Genomic DNA, 23,328 nt, shown 5'->3' with positions numbered 1-23,328 from the left:
GGCAAATGGAAACGATCATCCTCTTTGCCCCGCTCGTCGGAGCGATCATCGGCGGCTTCGGCTGGCGCATGATCGGCGAGACGGGCGCGCTTGTGGTGACGACGGGGCTTCTCTTCCTGTCGATGCTCCTGTCGTGGATCGTCTTCCTCGGCTTCGACGGCACCACCCAGCACATCCACATCCTCGACTTCATCCGCTCGGGCACGCTCGACACCGCCTGGTCGATCCGTCTCGACCGGCTGACGGCGATCATGCTGATCGTGGTCACGACGGTCTCGGCGCTTGTCCACCTCTATTCCTGGGGCTACATGGCCCATGACGAGAACTGGCGCGAGGGCGAAAGCTACAAGCCCCGTTTCTTCGCCTATCTCTCGTTCTTCACCTTCGCGATGCTGGCGCTGGTGACGGCGGACAACCTCGTCCAGATGTTCTTCGGATGGGAGGGCGTGGGCGTCGCCTCCTACCTCCTGATCGGCTTCTACTACCGGAAAGCTTCCGCCAACGCCGCCGCGATCAAGGCCTTCGTCGTCAACCGCGTGGGCGACTTCGGCTTCGCGCTCGGCATCTTCGGGCTCTTCTACCTGGTCGACTCGATCAGCATGGATGACGTCTTCGCCGCCGGCCCCGCGCTCGCCGAGACGCAGCTCAGCTTCCTCTGGACCGACTGGAACGCGGCGAACCTTCTCGCCTTCCTCCTCTTCGTCGGCGCGATGGGCAAGTCGGCGCAGCTTTTCCTCCACACCTGGCTCCCGGACGCGATGGAGGGCCCGACCCCGGTCTCCGCGCTCATCCACGCGGCGACCATGGTGACGGCGGGGGTCTTCCTCGTCTGCCGGATGTCGCCCTTGTTCGAATACGCGCCAGAGGCGAAGTCCTTCGTGATGTACATCGGCGCGGCCACCGCCTTCTTCGCGGCGACGGTGGGCCTCGTGCAGAACGACATCAAGCGCGTCATCGCCTATTCGACCTGTTCGCAGCTCGGCTACATGTTCGTGGCGGCGGGTGCCGGCATCTATTCGGCGGCGATGTTCCACCTTTTCACCCATGCCTTCTTCAAGGCCATGCTGTTTCTCGGCGCCGGGTCGGTCATCCACGCGATGCACCACGAGCAGGACATGCGGAACTACGGCGGACTGCGCAAGAAGATCCCCCTGACCTTCTGGGCGATGATGATCGGCACGCTTGCCATAACCGGCGTCGGCATCCCGCTGACCGCCATCGGCTTCGCCGGGTTCCTGTCGAAGGACGCGATCATCGAGAGCGCCTTCGCCTCCGGCAACGGCTTCGCCTTTGTCGCCCTCGTGGTGGCGGCGCTCTTCACCAGCTTCTATTCCTGGCGGCTGATGTTCCTGACCTTCTATGGGCATGAACGCGGCGATCACCACGCGCACGAGCACGCGCATGAGAGCCCGGCCACGATGACCGTGCCGCTCGGCGTACTCGCGGTTGGCGCGATCTTCGCGGGAATGCTCTGGTACAAGCCCTTCTTTGGCGATCATGCCTCGATGGTCACGTTCTTTGCCATGCCGGAACACGCGACCCCGGCCGAAGGCGCAGGCGACCACGCCGCGACGACCGAGGCGGCACCTGCCGCCACGACGGAGGCAGCGCCTGCGGCGGATGACCACGCTGCCGCGACCGAGGCCGCCCCGGCAGAGGGCCATGCCCCACAGGGCGCGATCCTCATGTCCGAGGCGTCCAGCAAGGTTCTGGACGACGCCCACCATGCCCCCGCCTGGGTCAAGGTCTCGCCCTTCGTCGCCATGCTGATCGGCTTCGTCACGGCCTGGGTCTTCTACGTCAGGGACCCGTCGATCCCCGGCAGGCTGGCGGCGCAGCAGCCGATCCTCTACCGCTTCCTTCTCAACAAGTGGTACTTCGACGAGATCTACGACGCGATCTTCGTCCGCCCGGCGAAGTGGCTTGGCGGCTTCCTCTGGAAGAAGGGGGACGGCGACGTGATCGACGGCACGATCAACGGCGTGGCGATGGGCTTCGTGCCCATGCTGACCCGGATCGTGAGCCGCGCCCAGTCCGGCTACATCTTCACCTATGCCTTCGCCATGGTCATCGGCATCGCCGTGCTCCTGACCTGGATGACGATCTCTGGGGGCGCGCACTAATGGAAAACCTTCTTTCCATCATCACCTTCCTGCCCCTCGTCGCGGCGGCGATCCTCGCGCTCTTCCTCAAGGGCGACGATCCGGCGGCGCAGGCGAACGCCAAGTGGCTCGCGCTCATCGCGACGACGGTCACCTTCCTCGTCTCGCTCTTCCTCCTCCCGGGGTTCGATCCCGCCGACACCGGCTTCCAGTTCGTGGAAGAGCGGGAATGGATCATGGGCCTCAAATACAAGGTTGGCGTGGACGGGATTTCCGTGCTCTTCGTCCTGCTGACCACGTTCCTGATGCCGATCACGATCCTCTCCACCTGGCAGGTCTCGTCCCGGGTGAAGGAATACATGGTCGCCTTCCTGGTGCTCGAAGGGCTGATGATCGGCGTCTTCGTGGCGCTCGACCTCGTCCTCTTCTACCTCTTCTTCGAGGCGGGTCTGATCCCGATGTTCCTGATCATCGGCATCTGGGGCGGCAAGGAGCGGATCTACGCGGCCTTCAAGTTCTTCCTCTACACCTTCCTCGGCTCGGTCCTGATGCTGGTCGCGATGATCGCGATGTACGTGGACGCGGGCACCACGGATATTCCGACGCTTCTGAACCACCAGTTCGCGTCCGAGACGCTGAACCTCTTCGGCTTCCACATCGTGGGCGGGATGCAGACGCTCCTCTGGCTCGCCTTCTTTGCCTCCTTCGCGGTGAAGATGCCGATGTGGCCGGTCCACACCTGGTTGCCGGACGCACACGTGCAGGCGCCGACGGCGGGGTCGGTGGTTCTGGCGGCGATCCTCCTGAAGATGGGCGGTTACGGCTTCCTGCGCTTCAGCCTGCCGATGTTCCCGGTCGCCTCCGACCTGCTTGCCGGTCTCATCTTCTGGATGTCGGCCATCGCCATCGTCTACACCTCGCTGGTGGCGCTGGCGCAGTCGGACATGAAGAAGCTGATCGCCTATTCCTCGGTCGCCCACATGGGCTACGTGACCATGGGCATCTTCGCGGCGAACCAGCAGGGCGTCGACGGCGCCATCTTCCAGATGCTGAGCCACGGCTTCATCTCGGGCGCGCTCTTCCTCTGCGTCGGCGTGATCTACGACCGGATGCACACGCGCGAGATCGACGCCTACGGCGGCCTCGTGAACCGGATGCCGTCCTACGCGCTGATCTTCATGTTCTTCACCATGGCGAACGTCGGCCTGCCGGGCACCTCCGGCTTCGTGGGCGAATTCCTGACGCTGATGGGCATCTTCCAGGTCAACACCTGGGTCGCCGCCGTCGCCGCGACAGGCGTCATCCTCAGCGCGGCCTATGCGCTCTGGCTCTACCGCAGGGTGGTCTTCGGCGATCTCATCAAGGAAAGCCTGAAGACCATCTCCGACATGAGCACGCGGGAAAAGGCGATCTTCGCGCCGCTCGTCGCGATGACCCTGCTCCTGGGCATCTACCCGAGCCTCGTGACCGACGTCACCGGGCCCTCGGTCGCGGCGCTTGTCACCGAATACCACGCCGCCGTGCCCGCCGACACGGGCGTGCAACTGGCCAGCCACTGAGGACGCATCGCGATGATCTCCGCCGATTTCTCCGCCATCCTTCCCGAAGTGGTCCTGGTCCTTTACGCCATGGCCGCGCTTCTCGGCGCGGTCTACACCGGCAAGGACGAACTGGCCGGCACGCTCACATGGGCCACGGTCGCGGTATTCACCGGCCTCGCCGCCTGGATCGGCCTGTCGGCCCCGGGCGAGACCATCGCCTTCGGCGGCATGTTCGTGGACGATGCCTTCGCGCGCTTTGCCAAGGTGACGGTGCTTCTCGGCGCGGCCGCCGTCCTTGCCATGAGCGCGGACTACATGGCGCGGCGCGGACTCGGCCGGTTCGAATTCCCGCTCGTGGTGGCGCTTGCCGTCGCGGGCATGATGATCATGGTCTCGGCCGGCGATCTCATGTCGCTCTACATGGGGCTCGAACTGCAGTCGCTCTCGCTCTACATCCTCGCGGCCTTCCGCCGCGACAGCGTGAAATCGACGGAAGCCGGGCTCAAGTACTTCGTGCTCGGCTCGCTCTCCTCGGGGCTCCTGCTCTACGGCGCCTCGCTCACCTACGGTTTCACCGGCACCACGCTCTTTTCGGGGATCATCGAGACGATCCAGGGCGGGCACGTCTCGGTCGGGCTTCTCTTCGGTCTCGTGCTGATGATCACCGGCCTTGCCTTCAAGGTCTCGGCCGTGCCCTTCCACATGTGGACGCCCGACGTCTACGAAGGCTCGCCGACACCGGTCACGGCCTTCTTCGCCACCGCCCCCAAGATGGCCGCGATGGCGCTCTTCGCCCGGCTCGTGTTCGACGCGTTCGGTGCTGCCGTGGCGGACTGGAGCCAGGTGATCGCGGTCATCTCGGCGCTGTCGATGTTCGTGGGCGCGATCGCCGCGATCGGGCAGCGGAACATCAAGCGGCTGATGGCCTATTCCTCCATCGCCCACATGGGTTTCGCGCTCATGGGTCTCGCCGCGGGGACCGAGGCGGGCGTCAAGGCGATGCTGATCTACATGGCGGTCTATGTCGTGATGAACGTCGGCACCTTCGCCTTCATCCTGTCGATGGAGAAGGACGGCGCCCCGGCGACCGACATCGATACGCTGAACCTCTATGCGAAGAAGGAACCGATCAAGGCGCTCGCCATGCTCGTCCTTCTCTTCTCGCTCGCGGGCGTGCCGCCGATGCTCGGGTTCTTCGCGAAGTATGGCGTGCTGCTGGCCGCCGTGAACGCCGACATGGTGCTCCTCGCGGTCGCCGGCGCGGTCGCCTCGGTGATCGGCGCCTTCTACTACCTGCGCATCGTCTACTTCATGTACTTCGGCGCCGAGACCGACGGGCTGGAGACGCGGATGGTGCCGGCGCAGTGGGTGTTGCTGATGGCTTCGGCCATCGTCATGGTCGCGGGCGTCGTGAACCTTCTCGGCATCGAGGGCGCCGCGGCTCTGGCGGCCGAAGTTCTTGTCCGCTGAGCGGACGGACCGGCCTCCGGTCTGGCCGGAAGGCGTGGCGCGCCACGTCCTCGCGGAGGTGGACAGCACCAATTCCGAGGCGCTGCGCCTCGCGCCGCACCTGACGCAGCCGGCGTGGATACTCGCCCGGCGCCAGACCGCGGCGCGCGGACGGCGGGGCCGGGCCTGGATTTCGCCCGAGGGCAATTTCTTCGCCACCCTCATGATGCGACCCCCGGCCGATCCGGCCACGGCCGCGCAGCGGAGCTTCGTGGCGGCGCTCGCCCTCGCCGAGGCGCTGGATCGGGCGGTCGGGCCGGGGGCGACGCTCTCGCTCAAGTGGCCGAACGACGTGCTCCTGAACGGCGGCAAGGTGGCGGGCATCCTTCTGGAAAGTGCGGGGCAGGGGGGGGCCGTCAGCCACCTTGCGGTCGGCATCGGCGTCAACCTGATCGCGGCGCCGCCACCCGATGCGCTGGAACCCGGCAGCACGCGGCCCGTGTCGGTGATGGGCGAGACCGGCGTCAGGCTCGCGCCCGAGACGCTCCTCGACCTCATCGCCCCGGCCTTCGCCCGATGGGACGCGCAGCTTGAAGCCTGGGGGTTCGCCCCGATCCGCACAGCCTGGCTCGCCCGGGCCGCGCGGCTCGGCCAGCGGCTCACGGCGCGGACCATGGCCGAGACCATCGAGGGCACGTTCGAGACCGTCGACGAGAGCGGAGCGCTCGTGCTCGCGACGCCGCAGGGCCGCCGCGCGATCCCGGCGGCCGACGTCTATTTCTGAGGGAGGGACCCCATGCTCCTCTGCATCGACTGCGGCAACACCAATACCGTCTTTTCCGTCTGGGACGGCGAGAGGTTCCGGTGCACGCTCAGGACCTCGACCGAGCATCAGCGCACGGCCGACCAGTATTTCGTCTGGTTCTCCACCCTGATGGAGCATCACAAGGTGCCGGTGGAGATCGACGACGTCGTGATCTCCTCCACCGTGCCGCGGGTGGTCTTCAACCTCCGCGTCCTTTGCGACCGCTACTTCAACTGCCGCCCGCTCGTCGTCGGCAAGCCCGAATGCGCGCTGCCGGTGGCGCCGCGGGTCGATCAGGGCACGACCGTCGGCCCCGACCGTCTCGTCAATGTCGTCGCGGGCTTCGACCGGCACGGCGGGGACCTCATCATCGTCGATTTCGGCACCGCGACGACCTTCGACGTTGCCGACACCGACGGCGCCTATATCGGCGGGGTGATCGCGCCCGGAGTGAACCTCAGCCTTGAAGCGCTCCACATGGCCGCCGCCGCACTGCCGCACGTCGATGTCACGAAACCGCAGAAGGTCATCGGCACGAATACGGTTGCCTGCATGCAGGCCGGCATCTACTGGGGGTATGTTGGGCTTGTCGAAGGCATCGTGCGGCAGATCCGGGCGGAACGTGCGCGGCCGATGAAGGTGATCGCCACCGGCGGTCTCGCGCCGCTCTTCGGTCAGGGCACAGAGATATTCGACAGCGTCGAGGACGACCTGACCATGCATGGGCTCGTGCTCATCCACCGCTACAACAAGGGACTTGCGACGGGATGACCAAGAAGGACCGCCTGATCTACCTGCCGCTTGGCGGGGCCGGCGAAATCGGCATGAACTGCTACGTCTTCGGCTATGGCCCCGAGGGGGCCGAGCGGCTGATCGTCGTCGATCTCGGCGTGACCTTCCCGAACATGGACGAGACGCCGGGCGTCGACCTCATCATGCCCGACATCGCTTGGCTGGCAGAGAACGCAAGCCGGGTGGAGGCGATCTTCATCACCCACGCGCACGAGGACCATGTCGGCGCCCTCGGCCATCTCTGGCCCCGGATCAAGGCGCCGGTCTACGCCCGCCCCTTCACCGCCGCCATCGCAACCCTGAAGATGGAAGAACAGGGCCAGCCCCTCGACGTCATCCGCGTGGTCAAGCCGCGGCCCGAGGTCGTGCAGGCGGGGCCGTTCCGGGTCCAGTTCGTCCCCGTCAGCCACTCGATCCCCGAAAGCGCCTCTCTCATCATCGACACGCCGGCGGGGCGGATCGTCCATTCGGCCGACTTCAAGCTCGACGGGACGCCCGTCGTGGGCGAGCCCTTCGACCCCGAGGAGTGGCACCGCATCGCGAAGGAGGGAAAGGGGGTCAAGGTTCTCACCTGCGATTCCACCAACGTCTTCTCGCCGCATCCGGGGCGGTCGGAGGCCTCGCTGGCCAAGCCCCTTTCGGAGCTCATCGCCGCGCAGCGCGGCATGGTCGTCGCCACCACCTTCGCCTCCAACGTCGCCCGGCTGAAGACGCTGGCCGAGGCGGGGCGCGACGCGGGCCGGTCGATCTGCCTTCTCGGGCGGGCGATGAAGCGGATGATCACGGCGGCGGTGGAAACCGGCGTCCTGACCGACTTCCCGGCGATCATCCAGCCCGAGGAGGCGGTCGATGTGACGCGCCAGAACCTCATGCTGATCGTCACCGGAAGCCAGGGCGAGCGCCGTGCGGCCTCTGCCCAGCTTGCCCGCGGCAAGTATCTCGGGCTGGAGATGAAGGAGGGCGACACCTTCCTCTTCTCCTCCAAGACGATCCCCGGCAACGAGCGCGACGTGATCCGGGTGATGAACGCCTATTCCGAGATGGGTGTCGATGTGATCGACGACCGCGGCGGGCTCTACCACGTCTCGGGCCACGCCAACCGCCCGGACCTCGAAGCGGTGCACGAACTCTTGCGCCCGAAGATACTGCTGCCGATGCACGGCGAACACCGGCACCTGCGCGAACACTGCCAGATCGGTCTGGCCAAGGGGATCGCGGCCGAGCTTGCGGTCAACGGCACAATGGTGGACCTGACGGGAGCCGAGCCGGAAGTGGTCGAATATGTGGAGGCGGGGCGGACCTACCTCGACGGCAGCGTGCTGATGGGGGCGATGGACGGGGTCGTGCGCGACCGCATCCGCATGGCGCTGAACGGCCACGTGCTGGTCACGGTGATCCTCGACGAGGACGACCAGCCGCTCGGCGAGGCATGGGTGGAGACGATGGGCCTCGTCGAAAGGACCCGCTCCGGCACGCCGCTGGCCGAGGCGGTGGAGCGCGAGCTCAACGAATTCCTCGACAGTGCGGGCGACCGCGTCCTGAAGGACGACGACAAGGTGGAGGAGGCGATCCGCAAGATCGTGCGGCAGGTCACGGTCGAAGAGATCGGCAAGAAGCCCGAGGTGACGGTGGTTACAAGCCGGCTCGTCGCAGAGTGAGCCGGGCGGACGAGCGGCCCCGCCGGCCGCCCTGTCCCTTCGCCGCAGACGGTCCTGCCGGTGAGGTCAGACCTTTTCCGGCTTGAAGCCGCGCAAGAGAAAATCGGGCACGTGATCGCCCATGCCGACGACGGGCGAGCCCTGGTCGCGGTCGCGTCTTTCCTCGCCCCGGCCCTCGCTCCGGGCGCCGCGACGGTCACGATCGGGTCCACGTTCGCGCTTTGGCCTCTGCTCGGTCGTGCGCTCCTGCCTGGGGCCGTCCCCGGCGCCACGCGCGGGCCTCTCCGGCGCGGGTTCGGTCCGCGGCGCCGGCACGTCGAGCGGGGCGAGCGGCGCTTCGTGCCCATGCGCCTTGATCGGGCGCTCGCGCCGGTCTTCGCGGCTGCGCGCCTCCTCGCGGTCCCGGCGCGGCCGGGCCTTGCGCTCCTCGTCCGCCCGCGGCGGGCGCTGCGCTGCCTCGCTGAGCGCGAAGCCTTCGGGCAGCGGGGCGCGGGGCAGCGGCGTCTTCACGAGGCTCTCGATCGCGTCGAGGTATTTCTTGTCGGCTGGCGTCGCCAGCGTCACCGCCACGCCCTTGCGGCCGGCGCGGCCCGTACGGCCGATCCGGTGCACGTAATCCTCGGCATGGGAGGGCACGTCGAAGTTGAAGACGTGACTCACCGCCGGGATGTCGAGCCCGCGCGCCGCCACGTCGGAGGCCACGAGGAAGCGTAGCGAACCGTCGCGGAAGCCGTCGAGCGTCTTTGTCCGCTGGCTCTGGTCGAGGTCGCCGTGGATCGGCGCGGCATCGAAGCCGTGCGCCTTCAGCGACTTCGCGAGGATGTCGACTTCGGACTTGCGGTTGCAGAAGAGGATGGCGTTGGTGCAGGCCTCGCCTTCCGCATTGATGACTGCCCGCAGAAGCTCGCGCTTCTGCTTCGCCGTCTGGTCCTTGCGGGTCGGCGAAAGCTCGATCAGCCGCTGTTCGATGGTCTCGGAAGCCGTCGCCTGACGCGCAACCTCGATCCGCGCCGGCGAATGCAGGAAGGCGTTGGTGATGCGCTCGATCTCCGGCGCCATGGTGGCGGAGTAGAAGAGCGTCTGCCGCGTGAAGGGCGTGAGCGAGAAGATCCGCTCGATATCCGGGATGAAGCCCATGTCGAGCATCCGGTCGGCCTCGTCCACCACCATGATCTGCACGCCGGTGAGAAGGAGCTTGCCGCGCTCGAAATGGTCGAGCAGCCGGCCCGGCGTGGCGATCAGCACATCGACGCCACGGTCGATCAGCTTGTCCTGCTCGCCGAACGACACGCCGCCGATCAGGAGCGCCTTGGTCAGCTTGGTATGCTTGGCGTAGATGTCGAAGTTCTCGGCCACCTGGGCGGCGAGTTCCCGCGTGGGGGCGAGGACGAGGCTGCGCGGCATCCGTGCGCGGGCGCGGCCGCGGCCAAGCAGCGTGATCATCGGCAGCGTGAAACTGGCCGTCTTGCCGGTGCCGGTCTGGGCGATGCCGAGAACGTCCTTGCCTTCGAGGGCGGGTGGAATGGCGCCAGCCTGGATCGGCGTGGGGATTTCATAGCCGGCTTCGGCAATGGCTTGAAGGACCCGCGGGTCCAGCTTCAGGTCGGAGAATTTTGTCATCAGCGTCCAGTCGTTGCGGCATCGGGCCGCAAGGGTGAAGGGACGCAACTTCCGGGCGCCCCGGCGTTCGCCCGCCGGATGCGGGCGCTTCGCCCTAACGCAAAACGCGGCGAAGGTCAATCAGCCGCCGGAGGGTGGCCCGGAAAGGCGGCGCCGCCCGTCCTGGGGGAGACGGGCGGCGCCTTGGGCTTGGGTGTTTGGGTGGGTGTTCAGGTGTGGGTACTACGGGTACAAGTTCCGGCAGGGGACCTGGGGGGGAACCCTACCGGCGACGGCGACGCAGAAGCGCCACCACCCCGAGCCCTGAGAGAAGCAAAGCCCCTCCGGCGGGCACGGGCACGGCCGCCATGTCGAGACGGATCGCCCCGAGATGGTTGCCGGTTCCCGGCGAGCGTGCGAGCACGTTCATCGAGATCAGATACGTCCCTGGACCGAGGTTGAACGCGCCGAAGCTGTGCTGCCCGCTGGCAAGCGCAGCGTCGAAGTTCATGCCCGTGTTCGGGGACGGGGTCACCGGGGCCGACGTGGCCCCGAACGAAGTGCCGTTGTTGAAGACTTCGAACTGGTCCCCCGCGAAGAAGCCATCCACGAGGGTGAGGATGGCATTGGCCGCCAGGGTGAAGCTGAAGCTCCGTCCGGCCGTGGTGCCGACGTCGCCGTAGGAAAAGCGGGTCCATCCGCTGTCGGCGACGAGGTTGATGGTCGCGGCCTGGGTCGGCATTGCGCCGAGCCCCGCCGTGACCGTTGCCGCTGCCACGGCCAGCGCTTTGAAGGTGGGTTTGAACATGGCAGCTCCTTTGTTGCGGCTGGCACTCTAATTCTTTGGGAAAATGAGACATTTTTGGGGCATTGGAGACGGCTGTTGGCGCAACGGAAACAGAATGCCGTGCAGCGGAAGAATCAGTTTCGGTATGGCGACGATCACGGCGGGTTTCCGCGCATTCTGCCGCGAAGCTGCCCCAAACCTGACCGATTGACGCCCCGCGAGGCGCCCGGCGCCGGCCCCAGGCAGCACACGGGGGCCCGGTTCAGGCCGCTGGCGCCACATTTCTGCCATAAAGAGATTCGCCCGATGAGAGACAATCTGGGGCTGAAATCGGTGACGGGGACTGGCTTTGCCATCGACGCCCGCCCCGGCCTTGCCTAGTCTCCCGCCGGGGAACCGGAAAGACTGCGATGCTGCACGTCCATGTCGTCAACCTTGCGCGGGAGACCGGGCGGCTCGCCCGGATCGGCGCCACGCTCGACGGGTTCGGCCTTGGCTGGACCAGGGTCGAGGCGCTCGACCGGCGCGCGATCGCGGCCGACGCGCTTCGGGCCGCCTTCGGTTCCGGACCCTTGTCGCGCGCCTATCCGGCGACGCCAGGGGACATGGCCTGCACGCTTTCCCACCGCCGGCTCTGGGACGAAATCGCGGGGGGCGCCGCCGAGGCGGCGGTGGTGCTGGAGGACGACGCCCTGCTTGCCGCGACCTTCCCCGCCTTCGCGGAGGACGGGGTTGCGCGGCTCATGCGGGATCACGCCATGGGGGTGCTCAAGCTCGAATTCTGGCCGGGGGCCGAGCGGAGCCGGCGGCACCCCCTCGGCCAGGCGCTCGGCGCGGGTCCGGCGGGCACGACGCTCCACCGGCTGCGGAGCGGGTTTCTCGGCAGTTGCGGATATGTGCTGACGGCACGGGGGGCGGGAGCGCTCCTGTCCCGATTCCCGGCGCTGACGGTGCCGGTCGATCACCTGCTCTTCGGCCGCTCGGCCGGGATGGGCTTCGACCTTCTCCGCCCCGGATTCGTCTGCCCGGCGCCGGTCCTGCACGACATTTCCACCTTCGCGTCCGACATCCGCCCCGAACGCCCCGAGACCCCGGCCCGGACGCTCCGCCGCCGCTGGCGCGACTGGCGGACGCGCCGGGCGGAGATGGCAGAGGTCACCTCCGGGGCCGCGGTTCCGGTCGAGATGACCTTCTCGGGCGCATAGCGCCCCTTGCCCCGAGCCCGCGTTGTGCGACGATGGCAAGTTCAGGACAGGAGGAAACGCCATGATCGAGAAATTTGCATCGGCCGTCTGGAAGGGCAGCCTGAAGGAGGGCGGCGGCACGCTCACCGCGCAGTCGGGCGCCTTCACCGGGCTGCCCTACACCCATGCGACCCGCTTTGGCGGCAAGCCGGGCGCGAACCCCGAGGAACTGATCGGCGCGGCCCATGCGGGCTGCTACTCGATGTTCCTCGCGGCGCTGATGGGCGGCGAGGGGATCACGCCCGAGGCGATCGAGACGACCTCCACCATTTCGCTCGACCCGACGACCGAGGGCGGGCCGACGGTGAAGAAGGCGCACCTGGTGACGAAGGTGAAGGCTGACGCGCCCGAGGCGAAGATCCGGGACCTTGCCGAGAAGGCGAAGGCGGGCTGCCCGATCTCGAAGCTTCTCAGGGCCGAGATCACGATGGAGGTGACGGTCGGCTGACCCCTTCCGCGCCGGGTCCGCCGTCGTACCAGTGCAGCGCCTGGTAATCGAAGCCGCGTTCGATCGTGGGCTTCACGTTGGCGAAATAGGGCGAAAGGTCGAAATCCCGGGGCGCAAAGAGCGAGTGGTCGCGAATGTGCAGGATTTCGCGGCGGACGGGGTCGTCGGGATCGACCTTGATCTCCGGCAGGATCGGATAGCGCACGATCTGGAAGGCCTGGGCGATCAGCGTCGAGCAGATCGCGCGTGTCGGATCGCCTGAGCCGAGGGCGATCATCCGCCGCCGCCATCGGCGCGGAACGGGGGGTTCGGGCAGGAGATAGCGGGCAAGGTCGATGACGTTCCTGAGATCGTAACTCCGTCCGATCGAGGCGCGCATGTAAGCGACGACCCGGTCGAGGTCGGTCCCATCGATGCCGACCGGGCGGCAGACGCGGGTGTTGAGATGGGCATAGTGTTCGAGCGAGACGTAGCGCACGCCCCGTTCGAGGTCCGCCTCGATCAGGTCGCAGCCGTCAGGGTCGCCGACATAGAAGGCGGCGTGGGACCAGGTCGAGGTGGTGAGATACTTGATCGCCGCGGAAATGCGCGTATCGCCTTCGACAAGGAGGATGTCGGCCGGGCGCAGGCAGGCCCGAAGCAGCGGCAGCGGCGTGACCGCATAGGAGCGGTATCGGCCGGTGGGCGTCTGAAGGTAGCGGGCAAGCGCCCGGCCCATCGCTTCGGTCAAACGGTTCAACGGCATACCCCGCAGCCTGTCCGTTCGTCACCTGACCATGAAAGCTGCGAGGTCAGCGGTCAATAAGCCGTGAAAATCCGGGCGCCGGCGACTGGGGCCCTGGGGGAGCGCGTCAGACCATCATTTCTTTGGTCGCCGAAAGCTTCAGCGCGGGATGGTCGCGCACGATGCGGTCGATGTCCCACTGGAGCCGCGTGAGATAGACGATGTCGCCGTCGTGGTCGTGGGCGATATGGCCCTTGTTGGCGGCGACGAACTTCTCGACGTCCGGCTTCGGCCCCGTCACCCAGCGGGCGGAGGTGAACTGCGTCGGCTCGAAGCGCACCGGCAACTGGTATTCCTGCTCGATCCGGCTCGCCAGCACGTCGAACTGCAAGGGGCCCACCACGCCGACGATGAAGCCCGAGCCGATGCCCGGCTTGAAGACCTTGGCGGCCCCTTCCTCGGCGAACTGCATCAGTGCCTTTTCGAGATGCTTGGCCTTCATCGGGTCGCCCGCGCGCACCGTCTGGAGAAGCTCCGGCGCGAAGGAGGGGATGCCGGTGAAGCGCAGCGCCTCGCCCTCGGTCAGCGCGTCGCCGATGCGCAATTGCCCATGGTTCGGGATGCCGATGATGTCGCCCGCCCAGGCCTCCTCGGCCAGTTCCCGGTCGGCGGCGAGGAAGAGGACGGGGTTCGAGATCGCCATCGGTTTCCTGGTGCGGACATGCAGCAGCTTCATGCCGCGTTCGAAATGGCCCGAGGCGAGGCGGACGAAGGCCACGCGGTCGCGGTGCTTGGGGTCCATGTTGGCCTGCACCTTGAAGACGAATCCCGCGACCTTGCCCTCCTCGGGTGCGATCTGGCGTTCGGCGGCGGTCTGCGGCTGAGGCTCGGGTCCGTATTCGCCGATGCCGGACATGAGCTCCTTGACCCCGAAGGAGTTGATGGCGGAGCCGAACCAGATCGGCGTCAGGTGGCCTTCCAGGAACGACCTGCGGTCGAAGGCGGGCAGGAGTTCGCGCGCCATTTCAAGTTCTTCGCGGAGCTTCCTGAGAAGATCGGCGGGCACGTGCTCGGCCAGCTTGGGATCGTCGAGTCCTTCGATCTTGATCGATTCCGCCACCCGGTTGCGGTCGGCGCGGTCCATCAGTTCCAGTCGGTCGTGCAATATGTCGTAGCAGCCGAGGAAGTCGCGGCCCATGCCGATCGGCCACGACGCCGGGGTGACGTCGATGGCGAGGTTTTCCTGGATCTCGTCGATGATCTCGAACGTGTCGCGCGCCTCTCGGTCCATCTTGTTGCAGAAGGTCAGGATCGGCAGGTCGCGCAGGCGGCAGACCTCGAAAAGCTTGCGGGTCTGGCTTTCGACGCCCTTCGCGCCGTCGATCACCATGATCGCGGCATCGACCGCGGTCAGCGTGCGGTAGGTATCTTCGGAAAAATCGCTGTGGCCCGGCGTGTCCACCAGATTGAAGCGATAGCGGCCGAAATCGAAGGACATGGCCGAGGCGGAGACCGAGATGCCGCGCTCCTGCTCCAGCTTCATGAAGTCCGACCTTGTGCGCCGCGCCTCGCCCTTGGCGCGGACCTGCCCCGCCATCTGGATGGCGCCGCCGAAAAGAAGGAACTTCTCGGTCAGCGTGGTCTTGCCCGCATCGGGATGCGAGATGATGGCGAAGGTGCGCCGCCGGGCGATTTCCGGCGGCAGGGCGGGGCGGTTCGGGGCGGCGTCAAGCATGGCGGCGATATAGCCGTGCCAGTGCCCCTGCGCAATCTGCGGTGTCCGGGGCCGCGCTCAGGCCGGCCGCGCGATGAGAAGATCGCAGGGCGCGTCGCGGATCATCCGCGCGGCGAAACTGCCGATGAGGGCGTTGTGCAGGCCGCTGCGCGCATGGGCGCCGACGGCGACCAGGTCGGCGCCCTCGGTGCGGACGGCATCGGTCAGCACCGTGCCGATCGCGCCTTCCAGAAGCGCCACCTTGCCGAGCGCTTCCGGCAGGGACTCCGCCCGGCGCCAGCCGGCCTCCGCCGTCTCCGCCTCACCGAGGAAGGAGCCCACCGCATCGGCGGGCATCAGGCCGCGATAGGGCACATGGATCGCATGGACCGCGGCGAGCCGCGCCTCCGGGGCAAACTCGGCGGCCTTGCGGAGCGCGGCGGCCGAGGCGGGCGAGAAATCGACGGCGGCGACGACCGTCCCGTAGGGGGAGACGGCCGGCCGGCGCACCAGAAGGACCGGACAGGCGACCTGCCGCACGATCCGCTCCATCGTCGTCTCGCGGAAGAAGTCCGCCAGGGCGCGGTCGCGGTGCACGCCAAGGATGAGGAGATCAGTCCGCTCGGCCGCCGCCAGCGCGGCGATGGCGAGCGCCGGGTCGCCGCGCACCACGCGGATTTCGTGCGGCACGGTCGCGGCGAGCGGATGCGCCTTTGCGATGCGCGCAAGCTCGGTCTCGGCCGCCCGCGCCATCGTCTCCGCGATGCTGTCGGGCAGGCTGTCGTCGACCACGGTGACGATGATGAGGCCCGCGCCAACCCGGCTCGCGAGAAGGAAGGCCCGCTGCAGGGCACGGTCGCCGCGTTCCGAAAGATCGGTGGCCACTATGAGGTTCTTCATCCGGTTCTCCCTTCGTCAACCCCTTCAGAGGTGGGCTATCCGACCGGAGGCGCAAGGCCGGGTGGCAATCCGCCGCAAGCCGGGATCAGTCGCTGCCCGGCCGGCGGAAGAGCGCCTCGCGCGCTGCCTCGTCGAGCAGGTCCCGACCCGCTTCGGTGCCGAAGTGCTGGCTCTGGCTCAGGCCGGGAAAGCGCGCCCGCACCTTCTCCGCCAGATCGGGCGGCAAGAGGTTCACTGTCGCCTCGGACACCATCAGGCTCTCGGCGGGGATGCCCTCGGCATAGACGATCTCGTGCCGGTCGAAGACGAGGCTGTAGTAGTCGACATATCCGCCTTCGCGCCGCGTCACGCGTTCGCCGTCCACAAGATGCTTGGCCTGCACCAGAAGCTCCGCCGTCTCGCCGATCCGGCGGGGGCCGCGCTGGTAGACAAAGATGCGGTGGTGCGGGCTGACGATCAGGTCGGAATGGTTGCCGAGGGTGCCGGCGGCGATGACGACGGGTGCAAATGCGCCCCTGGCGCGCAGGGTGGCCTTGCCGATCCACCGGACCTCCTGTGCGCCGTGGTCGCGCGTCAGGACACGGTCGCCCGGTTCCAGCGCCTCGATCGGCCGCTGGGCGCCGCCCGGCAGGGTGATCATCGTCCCGGCCGCGAAGGCCACGCAGACAAGGTCGGCGACGCGGATGCCCTCGACGTCCTCGCGCGCGTCGATCAGCGTGTAGTCCATCCTGGGCGCGAGCGGCGACAGCGGCACCGCGTAAATTTCCTGCGTCGCCTCGTGCCGGACGACCAGCACCTCGACCCGGTCGCCGTCGGGCGACATCAGGGTGAGGAGCGACAGGAGCGCGATCCGGTCGCCGGCCCGGCCGACGCCCGTCCCCTCGGCCAGCACCTGGGCGCGACCGCAGTCGGCCGGACGCAGCATCAGCCGCACCGGCCGCGCGTCGCCGGCAAGCCGGTAGACATCCCCCGGCTCCACCAGTTCCGCCGCCGCGATCGGATCGCCGATGTTCGCCCCGCCGGCGACGCTGAGGGCGCGCGCCGGATAGGCATGCGCCGCCTGGGCGGGCAGGGCGGTCGGGTGCTCGGGCATTCCCTGTCCTTCGGCTGCGCGCGGCCTGCATGGTCTGGCGCGCCCACCGGGCTTAGCAAAGCCGCGGCCCTTGCGTCAACGCGGGTCGCATCCGGCGCGGGCTGGCCCTGCCGCCGGGATCGGCTATCCTGTCGCGGAGAAACAGGGAGGCAAGCATGGATCTCGGCATCCGCGGCAAACGGGCGCTCGTCTGCGCCGGATCGAAGGGGCTCGGGCGCGGCTGCGCCGAAGCGCTGGCGGCGGCGGGGGTGGACCTTGTCCTCAACGCCCGCAGTGCCGGACCGCTCGCCGAGGCGGCGGCGGCGATCCGTGCGGCGCATCGCGTCGCCGTGACGGAGGTCGTGGCCGATATCACCAGCGAGGCGGGCAGGGCAGAGGCTCTCGCGGCGGCAGGGTCCGTCGATATCCTCGTCACCAACGCCGGCGGCCCGCCGCCCGGCCTCTGGTCGGACTGGGGCCGGGAGGATTTCCTCCGAGCGCTCGATGCCAACATGCTGACGCCCATCGCGCTGATGACAGCGCTCCTTCCGGGGATGATGCAGCGCGGCTGGGGCCGGGTGGTCAACATCACCTCGCAGTCGGTGAAGGCGCCGATCGCCCAGCTCGGCCTTTCCAACGCCGCCCGCGCCGGACTCACCGGTTATGTCGCCGGAACCGCCCGCCAGGTGGCGCCGCATGGCGTCACCATCAACAACCTGCTGCCCGGCATCCACGCGACCGACCGGGCCGACGCGCTCGACCGTGGCGTGGCGGCGGCACAGGGCATCACGCTGGAGGCCGCCCGTGCGGCCCGCACGGCGACGATCCCCGCCCGCCGCTACGGCACCGCCGGGGAATTCGGCGCGATGTGCACGTTCCTCTGCTCGATGCACGCGGGGTTCATCGTCGGCCAGAACATCCTGCTCGACGGCGGTGCAACGAATTCCACGCTTTGATCGACGTTCCGCCGGAAGATCCTCCGGAGCAGCGGTCAATCGGGGCGCCGGGGCCGATGTCCGACCTGCTTGCGGCCTTCCGCCCGGACTGCTATCCGGGCTGAAACCCGAGAGTTTCGCTCGGGGAAGGGGTGCCCTTGACGATCATGCCGCCGAACATCGCGCCGCCGCGCCTCGAGGTCCGCAACCTCGTCCGTCGCTTCGACGGCCGGAGCGTCGTGGACGACGTCTCCCTGACGATCGAGCCGGGGCAGGTCACCTGCCTGCTCGGCCCGTCCGGCTGCGGCAAGTCGACCACGCTGCGCATCATCGCCGGCGTGGACATGCAGGATGAGGGCACGATCCATGTGGACGGGCGCCTCGTTTGCGACACGGTCTTCCGCGTGCCGCCGGAGCGGCGCCACATCGGCCTGATGTTCCAGGACTTCGCGCTCTTCCCGCATCTCTCCGTGGCCGAGAATGTCGCCTTCGGCCTTCCCCGCGGCAGCGACACCAGAGGGCGGGTCGATGCGCTTCTGGAACGCGTCTCGCTGTCCGGTTTCGGCCCGAAATACCCGCACGAACTCTCGGGCGGCGAGCAGCAGCGCGTGGCACTCGCCCGTGCACTCGCGCCCAGTCCGCGCATCCTCCTGATGGACGAGCCCTTCTCCGGCCTCGACGAACGGCTCCGCGACGGGATCCGCGACGACACGCTCGCGCTCCTGAAGGAGGAGGGCACGGCCGTCCTTCTCGTCACCCACGAGCCGCACGAGGCGATGCGCATGGCCGACGAGATCGCGCTGATGCGCCGGGGCCGGATCGTGCAGCGGGGCGCACCCTACAACATCTACAACGCCCCCGTGGACCGCGAGGCGGCGGCTTTCTTTTCGGATATCAACATCCTTACGGCGACGGTTCAGGGCGCGCTGACGCAGACGCCCTTCGGAGAGTTCCTCGCCCCCGGCGTTTCGGACGGGACCGAGGTCGAGATCGTGATCCGGCCCCAGCATCTGAAGATCGACTTCGACCGCGCCGGCCGGGGGCCGAACCCGACGCCGGCCGACGGAACCGCGGCGCGCGCCACGGTCGCCCGGGCGCGGTTCATGGGGCGCGAAAGCCTCGTGGAGTTCCGCATGGAGGAGGGCGGGCAGATCCTCAAGGCGACGGTCCCGGCCGTCTTCCTTCCGAAGCCGGGCACGGTGATGTGGCTGATGATCCGTCGCGACCGCTGTTTCGTCTTCCCGCGCCGCGGTTGATCTCAGGCAGTGGCGAAGCGGGCGAGGTAATCCTCGGCGGTCTTCCCCGGTTCGGGCAGGAAGGCGCCGCCGTCATGTTCTATCCGCGTCGCAAGATCGACCCGGAACTGCCTGAAGTCGTTGGAAAGATCGCACCACGCCGTGAGGAGCCAGGCGCGCCCCCAGAAATCGAGGTGGAGGGGACGCACGCGGCGGACCAGTTCCGCCCGGTCCGCGCCGGGATAGCCGAGGGTGAGGGTCAGGTGATCGCGGATCGCGCGGCGGATGAGGCCGAGGTGGGGGGCGGCGCGCGCGGCCTCCGCGCTCGCGAAGACGAAGCTGTCGGCACCGGGGTCGTCCGGGCGGGCCGGCGCGACCGCGCCGATCTTGGCCCGGACCGAGGCGGCGGCCCGCGCGATCGTCGGGTCTGCCGCACCGGCGGCCAGCGTCACGCCGAGCCTCAGCGCCTCGAATTCGTCGCGCGTCAGCGTCATCGGCGGCAGGACGGTCGGATCGCGGAACTGGTAGCCGACGCCCCGCGCCCCCACGATCGGCAGGCCCGAGGCCGCCAGCGCATCCATGTCGCGCCACACCGTGCGGGTGGAGACACCGAGTCGTGCCGCAAGGTCGGCGGCGCGGTGCAGCTTGCCGTCGCGGAGGTGTTGCACGAGGTCGAAGAGACGTTCGGAGCGGCGCATCGAGGCTATACCGGGGTCAACTGACAGATTACTGTCAGTTGCGGCCCCCGGACAAGCGGTTTCGCGACCGAAGCGGCGGCGGAACGGTTTGACCCTTTGGCGCGAGAGGCCCATCTTCGGGCGATGCAAGGGCGCGAACCGCGCTCAAAGGAGACGCACATGCTCAACAACATCGGCATTCCCGGCCTGCTTCTGATCGCCGTCGTGATCCTCGTCCTCTTCGGGCGCGGCAAGGTCTCGTCGCTCATGGGCGAGGTCGGCAAGGGCATCACGGCCTTCAAGAAGGGCGTGAAGGACGGTTCCGAAGAGATCGAGAAGGCCTCGGCGGACCAGGCCCGCGACGTGACACCGGACAAGGACAAGGCCTGAGTAGGGCGGGACCTGCGGGGCGCGAAGAGACATGCTGGACATCGGCTGGAGCGAGCTTCTGGTCATCGGCGTCGTGGCGCTGATCGTGGTCGGGCCGAAGGACCTGCCCGTCATGTTCCGTACGCTCGGGCGGTTCACCGCCAAGGCGCGGGCAATGGGACGCGAGTTCCAGCGCGCCATGGACGATGCGGCGCGCGAGTCAGGCGTGAAGGAGACGGCGGACGACCTGCGCAAGATGACCTCGAAGAACGCGCTGGGCCTCGACGCGCTCGACAAGGCGGCGACGAAGTTCGAGCAGTGGAACCCTGCCAAGGGCGCGGCCACGCCGAAGGGACCGGCGACGCAGGCCCTGGCCGAGAAACGCGCTGCCGAAGCCGCGGCCCGCGCGGCGGCGGTGAAACCGGCGAGCGACGCCGCCGCGGCGGCGACCCCGGCTGCGGCTGCCGCCCCGGAGGCGGCCCCGGCCGCGCCGACGCCCCGCCTCAAGGCGGTGCGGCGAACGAAGCCCGCGGCCGACCCGGTGGCAAAGGCCGCACCGGCCGCGGCGGCGACTCCGGCTGCCAAACCTGCCGCGAAGCCGCGCAAGAAGAAGGGTGAGGCATGAGCCGCCCCGAAGATCACATCGACGACAGCACCGCCCCCCTGATCGAGCACCTGACCGAGCTCCGCTCGCGCATCATGTGGTCGCTTCTGGCTTTCATCGTGGCGATGGTGGCCTGTTTCACCGTTACCGATCCGATCTTCGAGTTCCTCACCCGGCCGATCTGTGCCGCGCTCGCCGAACGCGGGCAGGACTGCACGCTGTCGATGATCAAGTTGCAGGAAGGCTTCTTCGTGGCCATCCGCATCTCGTTCCTCGGCGGCTTTGCGCTGTCCTTCCCCTTCATCGGCTACCAGATGTGGCGGTTCGTTGCCCCCGGCCTCTACAAGTCCGAGAAATCGGCCTTCCTGCCCTTCCTCATCGCCTCGCCGGCGATGTTCCTTCTCGGCGCGGCATTCGCCTACTACGCCATCCTGCCGCTTGCCTTCGATTTCTTCCTCGGCTTTCAGAAGACCGCAGCCGTGCCCGCCGATGGCGAGGCCGTGGCCGACGCGGCAACCACGCTCGGCATCGGCTTCGTCGGCTCGATCGAGGAATATCTCGCGCTCACGATCAAGTTCATCTTCGCCTTCGGCCTCTGCTTCCAGTTGCCGGTGCTGCTGACGCTCATGGGCAAGGCCGGGCTCGTTTCCAGCGTGGGTCTGGCCGCAGTGCGCCGCTACGCGGTCGTGGGCATCCTCGTCGTCGCCGCCATCGCCACCCCGCCCGACGTGGTGAGCCAGCTCGTGCTCTTCACAGTGGTCTACGGCCTTTACGAAGTCTCGATCCTGCTTGTGCGGCGGGTGGAGAAGGCACGCGAGGCGCGGCTTCGCGCCGAGGGGCTCTGGTTCGAGGAGGAGGAGGAAGCCGCCGAAGACGCTCCCGCCGCCGCGGGCGAGGGCAAGACGGGATGACCGGTGCTCTCCTGACCCGGATCGCCGAGGCGCTGGAGCGGCTCGCTCCGGCGCCCCATGCCGCGCCCGATTTCTCCGCCGAAGCCTTTGTCTGGCACGCCGACCCGGACCGCTTGCTGCCCGTGGCAGAGGTCGCGCGGGTGGACTTGCCGCTGCTTGTCGGCATCGACCGGTCGCGCGACACGCTCATGGCCAACACGGCGCAGTTCGCACGCGGCCTGCCTGCCAACAACGCGCTTCTCTGGGGCGCGCGCGGGATGGGGAAATCCTCGCTCGTGAAGGCGGTCCACGCCGCGGTCCGCGCCCAGGGCACCGACCTGAAGATCGTCGAGCTCAGTCGCGAGGACCTGCCCTCGATCGGGCGGCTCCTGACGCTGCTGCGTGCGGCGAAGGACCACCGCTTCATCCTCTTCTGCGACGACCTGTCGTTCAGCCACGACGACCAGCACTACAAGGCGTTGAAGGCGGTCCTCGACGGCGGCATCGAGGGGCGGCCGGAGAATGTCGTCTTCTATGCCACCTCGAACCGGCGCCACCTGATGCCGCGCGACATGATCGAGAACGAGCGGTCGAGCGCGATCAATCCCTCCGAGGCGGTGGAAGAGAAGGTCTCTCTCTCCGACCGCTTCGGCCTCTGGCTCGGCTTCCACCCCTGCAGCCAGGATGACTACCTGGAGATGATCCGCGGCTACTGCACCAGCCACGGGCTGGAGATCGACGAGCCGACCCTGCGGGCCGAGGCGATCGAATGGCAGGCGACGCGCGGCGCGCGGTCGGGCCGCGTGGCGTGGCAGTTCTTCTGCGATCTCGCCGGGCGCCGGGGCGTCCGCCTCTGACACGGCGCTGCCGCTCCTCGCGCCAGCGCCGCCCGTAGCGCGCGCCCGCTACTGCAGGTAGGGGACGGGATCGACGCTGTCGAAGCCCTGGCGCACCTCGAAGTGCAGAAAGGCGGGATCGGAGGAGCGGATCCTGGCGATCGGCTGGCCGCGCTTCACCCGGTCGCCCTTGGCCACGCTGATACCGTCGATATTGGCATAGACCGTGAGCAGGTTGCCGTCGTGCCGGATCACGAGGATCGGCACCTGGTCGGTGTCCTTGGTGATCGCGGCCACGGTCCCGTCGCCCGCCGCAGCCACCGCGGTTCCGGCCGCGGCAGCGATGTCGATGCCCTCGTTCTTCTTCTTCTGGTAGCCGCGGATGATCTTGCCCGCGACCGGCATGGCCAGCTTCGCGGTTCCCGAGGCGGCGGTCTTCTGCGTGCCGAGATTGGGGGCGGGCGGAGTCTTCACCGGCTCTGCCGCGGGTTTCGTCTTCTCCGCCGGCAGCGGCGTGGCGGCCGAGGGAGGCGTCGGCGTGGGCGAACCCTCGCCCGGTGCCGTGATGACCTCCTGCGATGCGCTCCTTGCCGCGGCGACGGGGACAAGCAGTGTCTGGCCCTCGCGCACGGCGAGGTCGGGGCCGAGGCCGTTCCAGTCGGCCAGGGCCTTGACGTTCACGTTGTAGAGCCGCGCGATCGAATAGGCGGTCTCGCCCCGCATCACGCGGTGGCGGATCGGCTCGGTGTTGCCGATGGTCACGGCGCCCGCCGCGACCGAGGCAGGTTGCGCAGGGGCCGGGGCGGCGCCCGGGGCGCTGGCCCGGTCTATCGCGCCCGAGGCGATGGTGGCCACGTCGATCCTGCCGCCGGCTGCGCCGGTGGCAAGCGGCGTACCCGTCACTCCGGCGGGTTCGGCAACACGTCGGGGCAGGGCAAGCACCTCGC

The 23,328-nt window shown here is 68.2% G+C and carries 22 protein-coding genes; 14 read left to right on the top strand and 8 right to left on the bottom strand.

The window, feature by feature from the left end:
• The first annotated feature begins 5 nt into the window (after window positions 1–5).
• Genes nuoL through ACMUOO_RS07665 form a run of 6 tightly spaced genes read left to right on the top strand, consistent with a single transcriptional unit; the run spans window position 6 to window position 8,347 of the window.
• A complete protein-coding gene (gene nuoL / locus ACMUOO_RS07690) occupies window positions 6–2,123 on the top strand; it encodes an NADH-quinone oxidoreductase subunit L (RefSeq protein ID WP_301918581.1) in 2,118 nt (705 codons plus the stop codon).
• Window positions 2,123–3,661, top strand: a complete 1,539-nt coding sequence (locus ACMUOO_RS07685) for an NADH-quinone oxidoreductase subunit M (RefSeq protein ID WP_301918582.1) — start codon at window positions 2,123–2,125, stop codon at window positions 3,659–3,661. Before nuoL ends, ACMUOO_RS07685 begins: the two co-directional genes overlap by 1 nt.
• 12 nt (window positions 3,662–3,673) lie before the next feature.
• Window positions 3,674–5,113, top strand: a complete 1,440-nt coding sequence (nuoN, locus tag ACMUOO_RS07680; protein ID WP_301918583.1) for an NADH-quinone oxidoreductase subunit NuoN — start codon at window positions 3,674–3,676, stop codon at window positions 5,111–5,113.
• Window positions 5,103–5,876, top strand: coding sequence for a biotin--[acetyl-CoA-carboxylase] ligase (locus ACMUOO_RS07675; protein WP_413854984.1), 774 nt, complete (start codon window positions 5,103–5,105; stop codon window positions 5,874–5,876). The genes nuoN and ACMUOO_RS07675 overlap by 11 nt, the downstream gene beginning before the upstream one ends.
• 12 nt (window positions 5,877–5,888) lie before the next feature.
• Window positions 5,889–6,668, top strand: a complete 780-nt coding sequence (locus ACMUOO_RS07670) for a type III pantothenate kinase (protein ID WP_301918585.1) — start codon at window positions 5,889–5,891, stop codon at window positions 6,666–6,668.
• Complete coding sequence (locus ACMUOO_RS07665; protein ID WP_301918586.1) at window positions 6,665–8,347, top strand: ribonuclease J; 1,683 nt, start codon at window positions 6,665–6,667, stop codon at window positions 8,345–8,347. The genes ACMUOO_RS07670 and ACMUOO_RS07665 overlap by 4 nt, the downstream gene beginning before the upstream one ends.
• A 66-nt stretch (window positions 8,348–8,413) precedes the next feature.
• On the opposite strand, the gene ACMUOO_RS07660 is transcribed toward ACMUOO_RS07665, so the two are convergent.
• On the bottom strand, window positions 8,414–9,967 hold the full coding sequence (locus tag ACMUOO_RS07660) for a DEAD/DEAH box helicase (protein ID WP_301918587.1): 1,554 nt from the start codon (window positions 9,965–9,967) through the stop codon (window positions 8,414–8,416).
• A gap of 262 nt (window positions 9,968–10,229) precedes the next feature.
• A complete protein-coding gene (locus tag ACMUOO_RS07655) occupies window positions 10,230–10,754 on the bottom strand; it encodes a hypothetical protein (RefSeq protein ID WP_301918588.1) in 525 nt (174 codons plus the stop codon).
• A gap of 389 nt (window positions 10,755–11,143) precedes the next feature.
• On the opposite strand from ACMUOO_RS07655, the gene ACMUOO_RS07650 reads away from it, so the two are divergent.
• Both ACMUOO_RS07650 and ACMUOO_RS07645 read left to right on the top strand, forming a co-directional pair.
• A complete protein-coding gene (locus tag ACMUOO_RS07650; RefSeq protein ID WP_301918589.1) occupies window positions 11,144–11,938 on the top strand; it encodes a glycosyltransferase family 25 protein in 795 nt (264 codons plus the stop codon).
• Between the two features lie 61 nt (window positions 11,939–11,999).
• A complete protein-coding gene (locus ACMUOO_RS07645; protein ID WP_301918590.1) occupies window positions 12,000–12,425 on the top strand; it encodes an OsmC family peroxiredoxin in 426 nt (141 codons plus the stop codon).
• Here the strand turns inward: ACMUOO_RS07645 and ACMUOO_RS07640 are convergent.
• From ACMUOO_RS07640 to ACMUOO_RS07625, 4 genes are all read right to left on the bottom strand, one after another.
• On the bottom strand, window positions 12,400–13,164 hold the full coding sequence (locus tag ACMUOO_RS07640; protein WP_301918591.1) for a lipo-like protein: 765 nt from the start codon (window positions 13,162–13,164) through the stop codon (window positions 12,400–12,402). The two genes, ACMUOO_RS07645 and ACMUOO_RS07640, sit on opposite strands and share 26 nt — an antisense overlap.
• A 112-nt stretch (window positions 13,165–13,276) precedes the next feature.
• Window positions 13,277–14,884, bottom strand: coding sequence for a peptide chain release factor 3 (locus tag ACMUOO_RS07635; protein ID WP_301918592.1), 1,608 nt, complete (start codon window positions 14,882–14,884; stop codon window positions 13,277–13,279).
• A gap of 57 nt (window positions 14,885–14,941) precedes the next feature.
• Entirely contained in the window at window positions 14,942–15,763 is an 822-nt protein-coding gene (locus ACMUOO_RS07630; RefSeq protein ID WP_301918593.1) for a universal stress protein, read from the bottom strand.
• Between the two features lie 85 nt (window positions 15,764–15,848).
• A complete protein-coding gene (locus ACMUOO_RS07625) occupies window positions 15,849–16,856 on the bottom strand; it encodes a Hint domain-containing protein (protein WP_301918594.1) in 1,008 nt (335 codons plus the stop codon).
• 155 nt (window positions 16,857–17,011) lie between these two features.
• On the opposite strand from ACMUOO_RS07625, the gene ACMUOO_RS07620 reads away from it, so the two are divergent.
• Window positions 17,012–17,791, top strand: a complete 780-nt coding sequence (locus ACMUOO_RS07620; protein ID WP_301918595.1) for an SDR family oxidoreductase — start codon at window positions 17,012–17,014, stop codon at window positions 17,789–17,791.
• A 146-nt stretch (window positions 17,792–17,937) separates the two neighbouring features.
• On the top strand, window positions 17,938–19,026 hold the full coding sequence (locus ACMUOO_RS07615) for an ABC transporter ATP-binding protein (RefSeq protein ID WP_301918913.1): 1,089 nt from the start codon (window positions 17,938–17,940) through the stop codon (window positions 19,024–19,026).
• Between the two features lie 2 nt (window positions 19,027–19,028).
• Here the strand turns inward: ACMUOO_RS07615 and ACMUOO_RS07610 are convergent, their stop codons facing one another.
• Window positions 19,029–19,703, bottom strand: a complete 675-nt coding sequence (locus tag ACMUOO_RS07610) for a helix-turn-helix transcriptional regulator (RefSeq protein ID WP_301918596.1) — start codon at window positions 19,701–19,703, stop codon at window positions 19,029–19,031.
• A gap of 159 nt (window positions 19,704–19,862) precedes the next feature.
• On the opposite strand from ACMUOO_RS07610, the gene ACMUOO_RS07605 reads away from it, so the two are divergent.
• From ACMUOO_RS07605 to ACMUOO_RS07590, 4 genes are read left to right on the top strand one after another with little or no spacing between them, the layout of a single operon-like run.
• Entirely contained in the window at window positions 19,863–20,072 is a 210-nt protein-coding gene (locus tag ACMUOO_RS07605; protein ID WP_301918597.1) for a twin-arginine translocase TatA/TatE family subunit, read from the top strand.
• Between the two features lie 31 nt (window positions 20,073–20,103).
• A complete protein-coding gene (gene tatB, locus ACMUOO_RS07600) occupies window positions 20,104–20,676 on the top strand; it encodes a Sec-independent protein translocase protein TatB (protein WP_301918598.1) in 573 nt (190 codons plus the stop codon).
• A complete protein-coding gene (gene tatC, locus ACMUOO_RS07595; protein WP_301918599.1) occupies window positions 20,673–21,566 on the top strand; it encodes a twin-arginine translocase subunit TatC in 894 nt (297 codons plus the stop codon). The genes tatB and tatC overlap by 4 nt, the downstream gene beginning before the upstream one ends.
• Window positions 21,563–22,402 (top strand): ATP-binding protein, encoded by an 840-nt coding sequence (locus tag ACMUOO_RS07590; RefSeq protein ID WP_301918600.1) that lies wholly within the window; start codon window positions 21,563–21,565, stop codon window positions 22,400–22,402. The genes tatC and ACMUOO_RS07590 overlap by 4 nt, the downstream gene beginning before the upstream one ends.
• A 48-nt stretch (window positions 22,403–22,450) precedes the next feature.
• Here the strand turns inward: ACMUOO_RS07590 and ACMUOO_RS07585 are convergent.
• A partial coding sequence (locus tag ACMUOO_RS07585) for a peptidoglycan DD-metalloendopeptidase family protein (RefSeq protein WP_413854983.1) occupies window positions 22,451–23,328 on the bottom strand: 878 nt, incomplete at its 5' end.

The organism is Albidovulum sp., from assembly GCF_041919395.1.
In the GTDB taxonomy this organism is placed as follows: domain Bacteria; phylum Pseudomonadota; class Alphaproteobacteria; order Rhodobacterales; family Rhodobacteraceae; genus Albidovulum.
Note: the sequence above shows the minus strand (reverse complement) of the source record. Positions and strands in the feature narration are given on the sequence as shown.

Bases quoted from the DNA above. Each gene is read 5' to 3' on its own strand.
- nuoL (WP_301918581.1), top strand. From the start codon at position 6: ATGGAAACGATCATCCTCTTTGCCCCGCTCGTCGGAGCGATCATCGGC.
- ACMUOO_RS07685 (WP_301918582.1), top strand. From the start codon at position 2,123: ATGGAAAACCTTCTTTCCATCATCACCTTCCTGCCCCTCGTCGCGGCG.
- nuoN (WP_301918583.1), top strand. From the start codon at position 3,674: ATGATCTCCGCCGATTTCTCCGCCATCCTTCCCGAAGTGGTCCTGGTC.
- ACMUOO_RS07670 (WP_301918585.1), top strand. From the start codon at position 5,889: ATGCTCCTCTGCATCGACTGCGGCAACACCAATACCGTCTTTTCCGTC.
- ACMUOO_RS07665 (WP_301918586.1), top strand. From the start codon at position 6,665: ATGACCAAGAAGGACCGCCTGATCTACCTGCCGCTTGGCGGGGCCGGC.
- ACMUOO_RS07660 (WP_301918587.1), bottom strand. From the start codon at position 9,967: ATGACAAAATTCTCCGACCTGAAGCTGGACCCGCGGGTCCTTCAAGCC.
- ACMUOO_RS07655 (WP_301918588.1), bottom strand. From the start codon at position 10,754: ATGTTCAAACCCACCTTCAAAGCGCTGGCCGTGGCAGCGGCAACGGTC.
- ACMUOO_RS07650 (WP_301918589.1), top strand. From the start codon at position 11,144: ATGCTGCACGTCCATGTCGTCAACCTTGCGCGGGAGACCGGGCGGCTC.
- ACMUOO_RS07645 (WP_301918590.1), top strand. From the start codon at position 12,000: ATGATCGAGAAATTTGCATCGGCCGTCTGGAAGGGCAGCCTGAAGGAG.
- ACMUOO_RS07635 (WP_301918592.1), bottom strand. From the start codon at position 14,884: ATGCTTGACGCCGCCCCGAACCGCCCCGCCCTGCCGCCGGAAATCGCC.
- ACMUOO_RS07630 (WP_301918593.1), bottom strand. From the start codon at position 15,763: ATGAAGAACCTCATAGTGGCCACCGATCTTTCGGAACGCGGCGACCGT.
- ACMUOO_RS07625 (WP_301918594.1), bottom strand. From the start codon at position 16,856: ATGCCCGAGCACCCGACCGCCCTGCCCGCCCAGGCGGCGCATGCCTAT.
- ACMUOO_RS07620 (WP_301918595.1), top strand. From the start codon at position 17,012: ATGGATCTCGGCATCCGCGGCAAACGGGCGCTCGTCTGCGCCGGATCG.
- ACMUOO_RS07615 (WP_301918913.1), top strand. From the start codon at position 17,938: ATGCCGCCGAACATCGCGCCGCCGCGCCTCGAGGTCCGCAACCTCGTC.
- ACMUOO_RS07610 (WP_301918596.1), bottom strand. From the start codon at position 19,703: ATGCGCCGCTCCGAACGTCTCTTCGACCTCGTGCAACACCTCCGCGAC.
- ACMUOO_RS07605 (WP_301918597.1), top strand. From the start codon at position 19,863: ATGCTCAACAACATCGGCATTCCCGGCCTGCTTCTGATCGCCGTCGTG.
- tatB (WP_301918598.1), top strand. From the start codon at position 20,104: ATGCTGGACATCGGCTGGAGCGAGCTTCTGGTCATCGGCGTCGTGGCG.
- tatC (WP_301918599.1), top strand. From the start codon at position 20,673: ATGAGCCGCCCCGAAGATCACATCGACGACAGCACCGCCCCCCTGATC.
- ACMUOO_RS07590 (WP_301918600.1), top strand. From the start codon at position 21,563: ATGACCGGTGCTCTCCTGACCCGGATCGCCGAGGCGCTGGAGCGGCTC.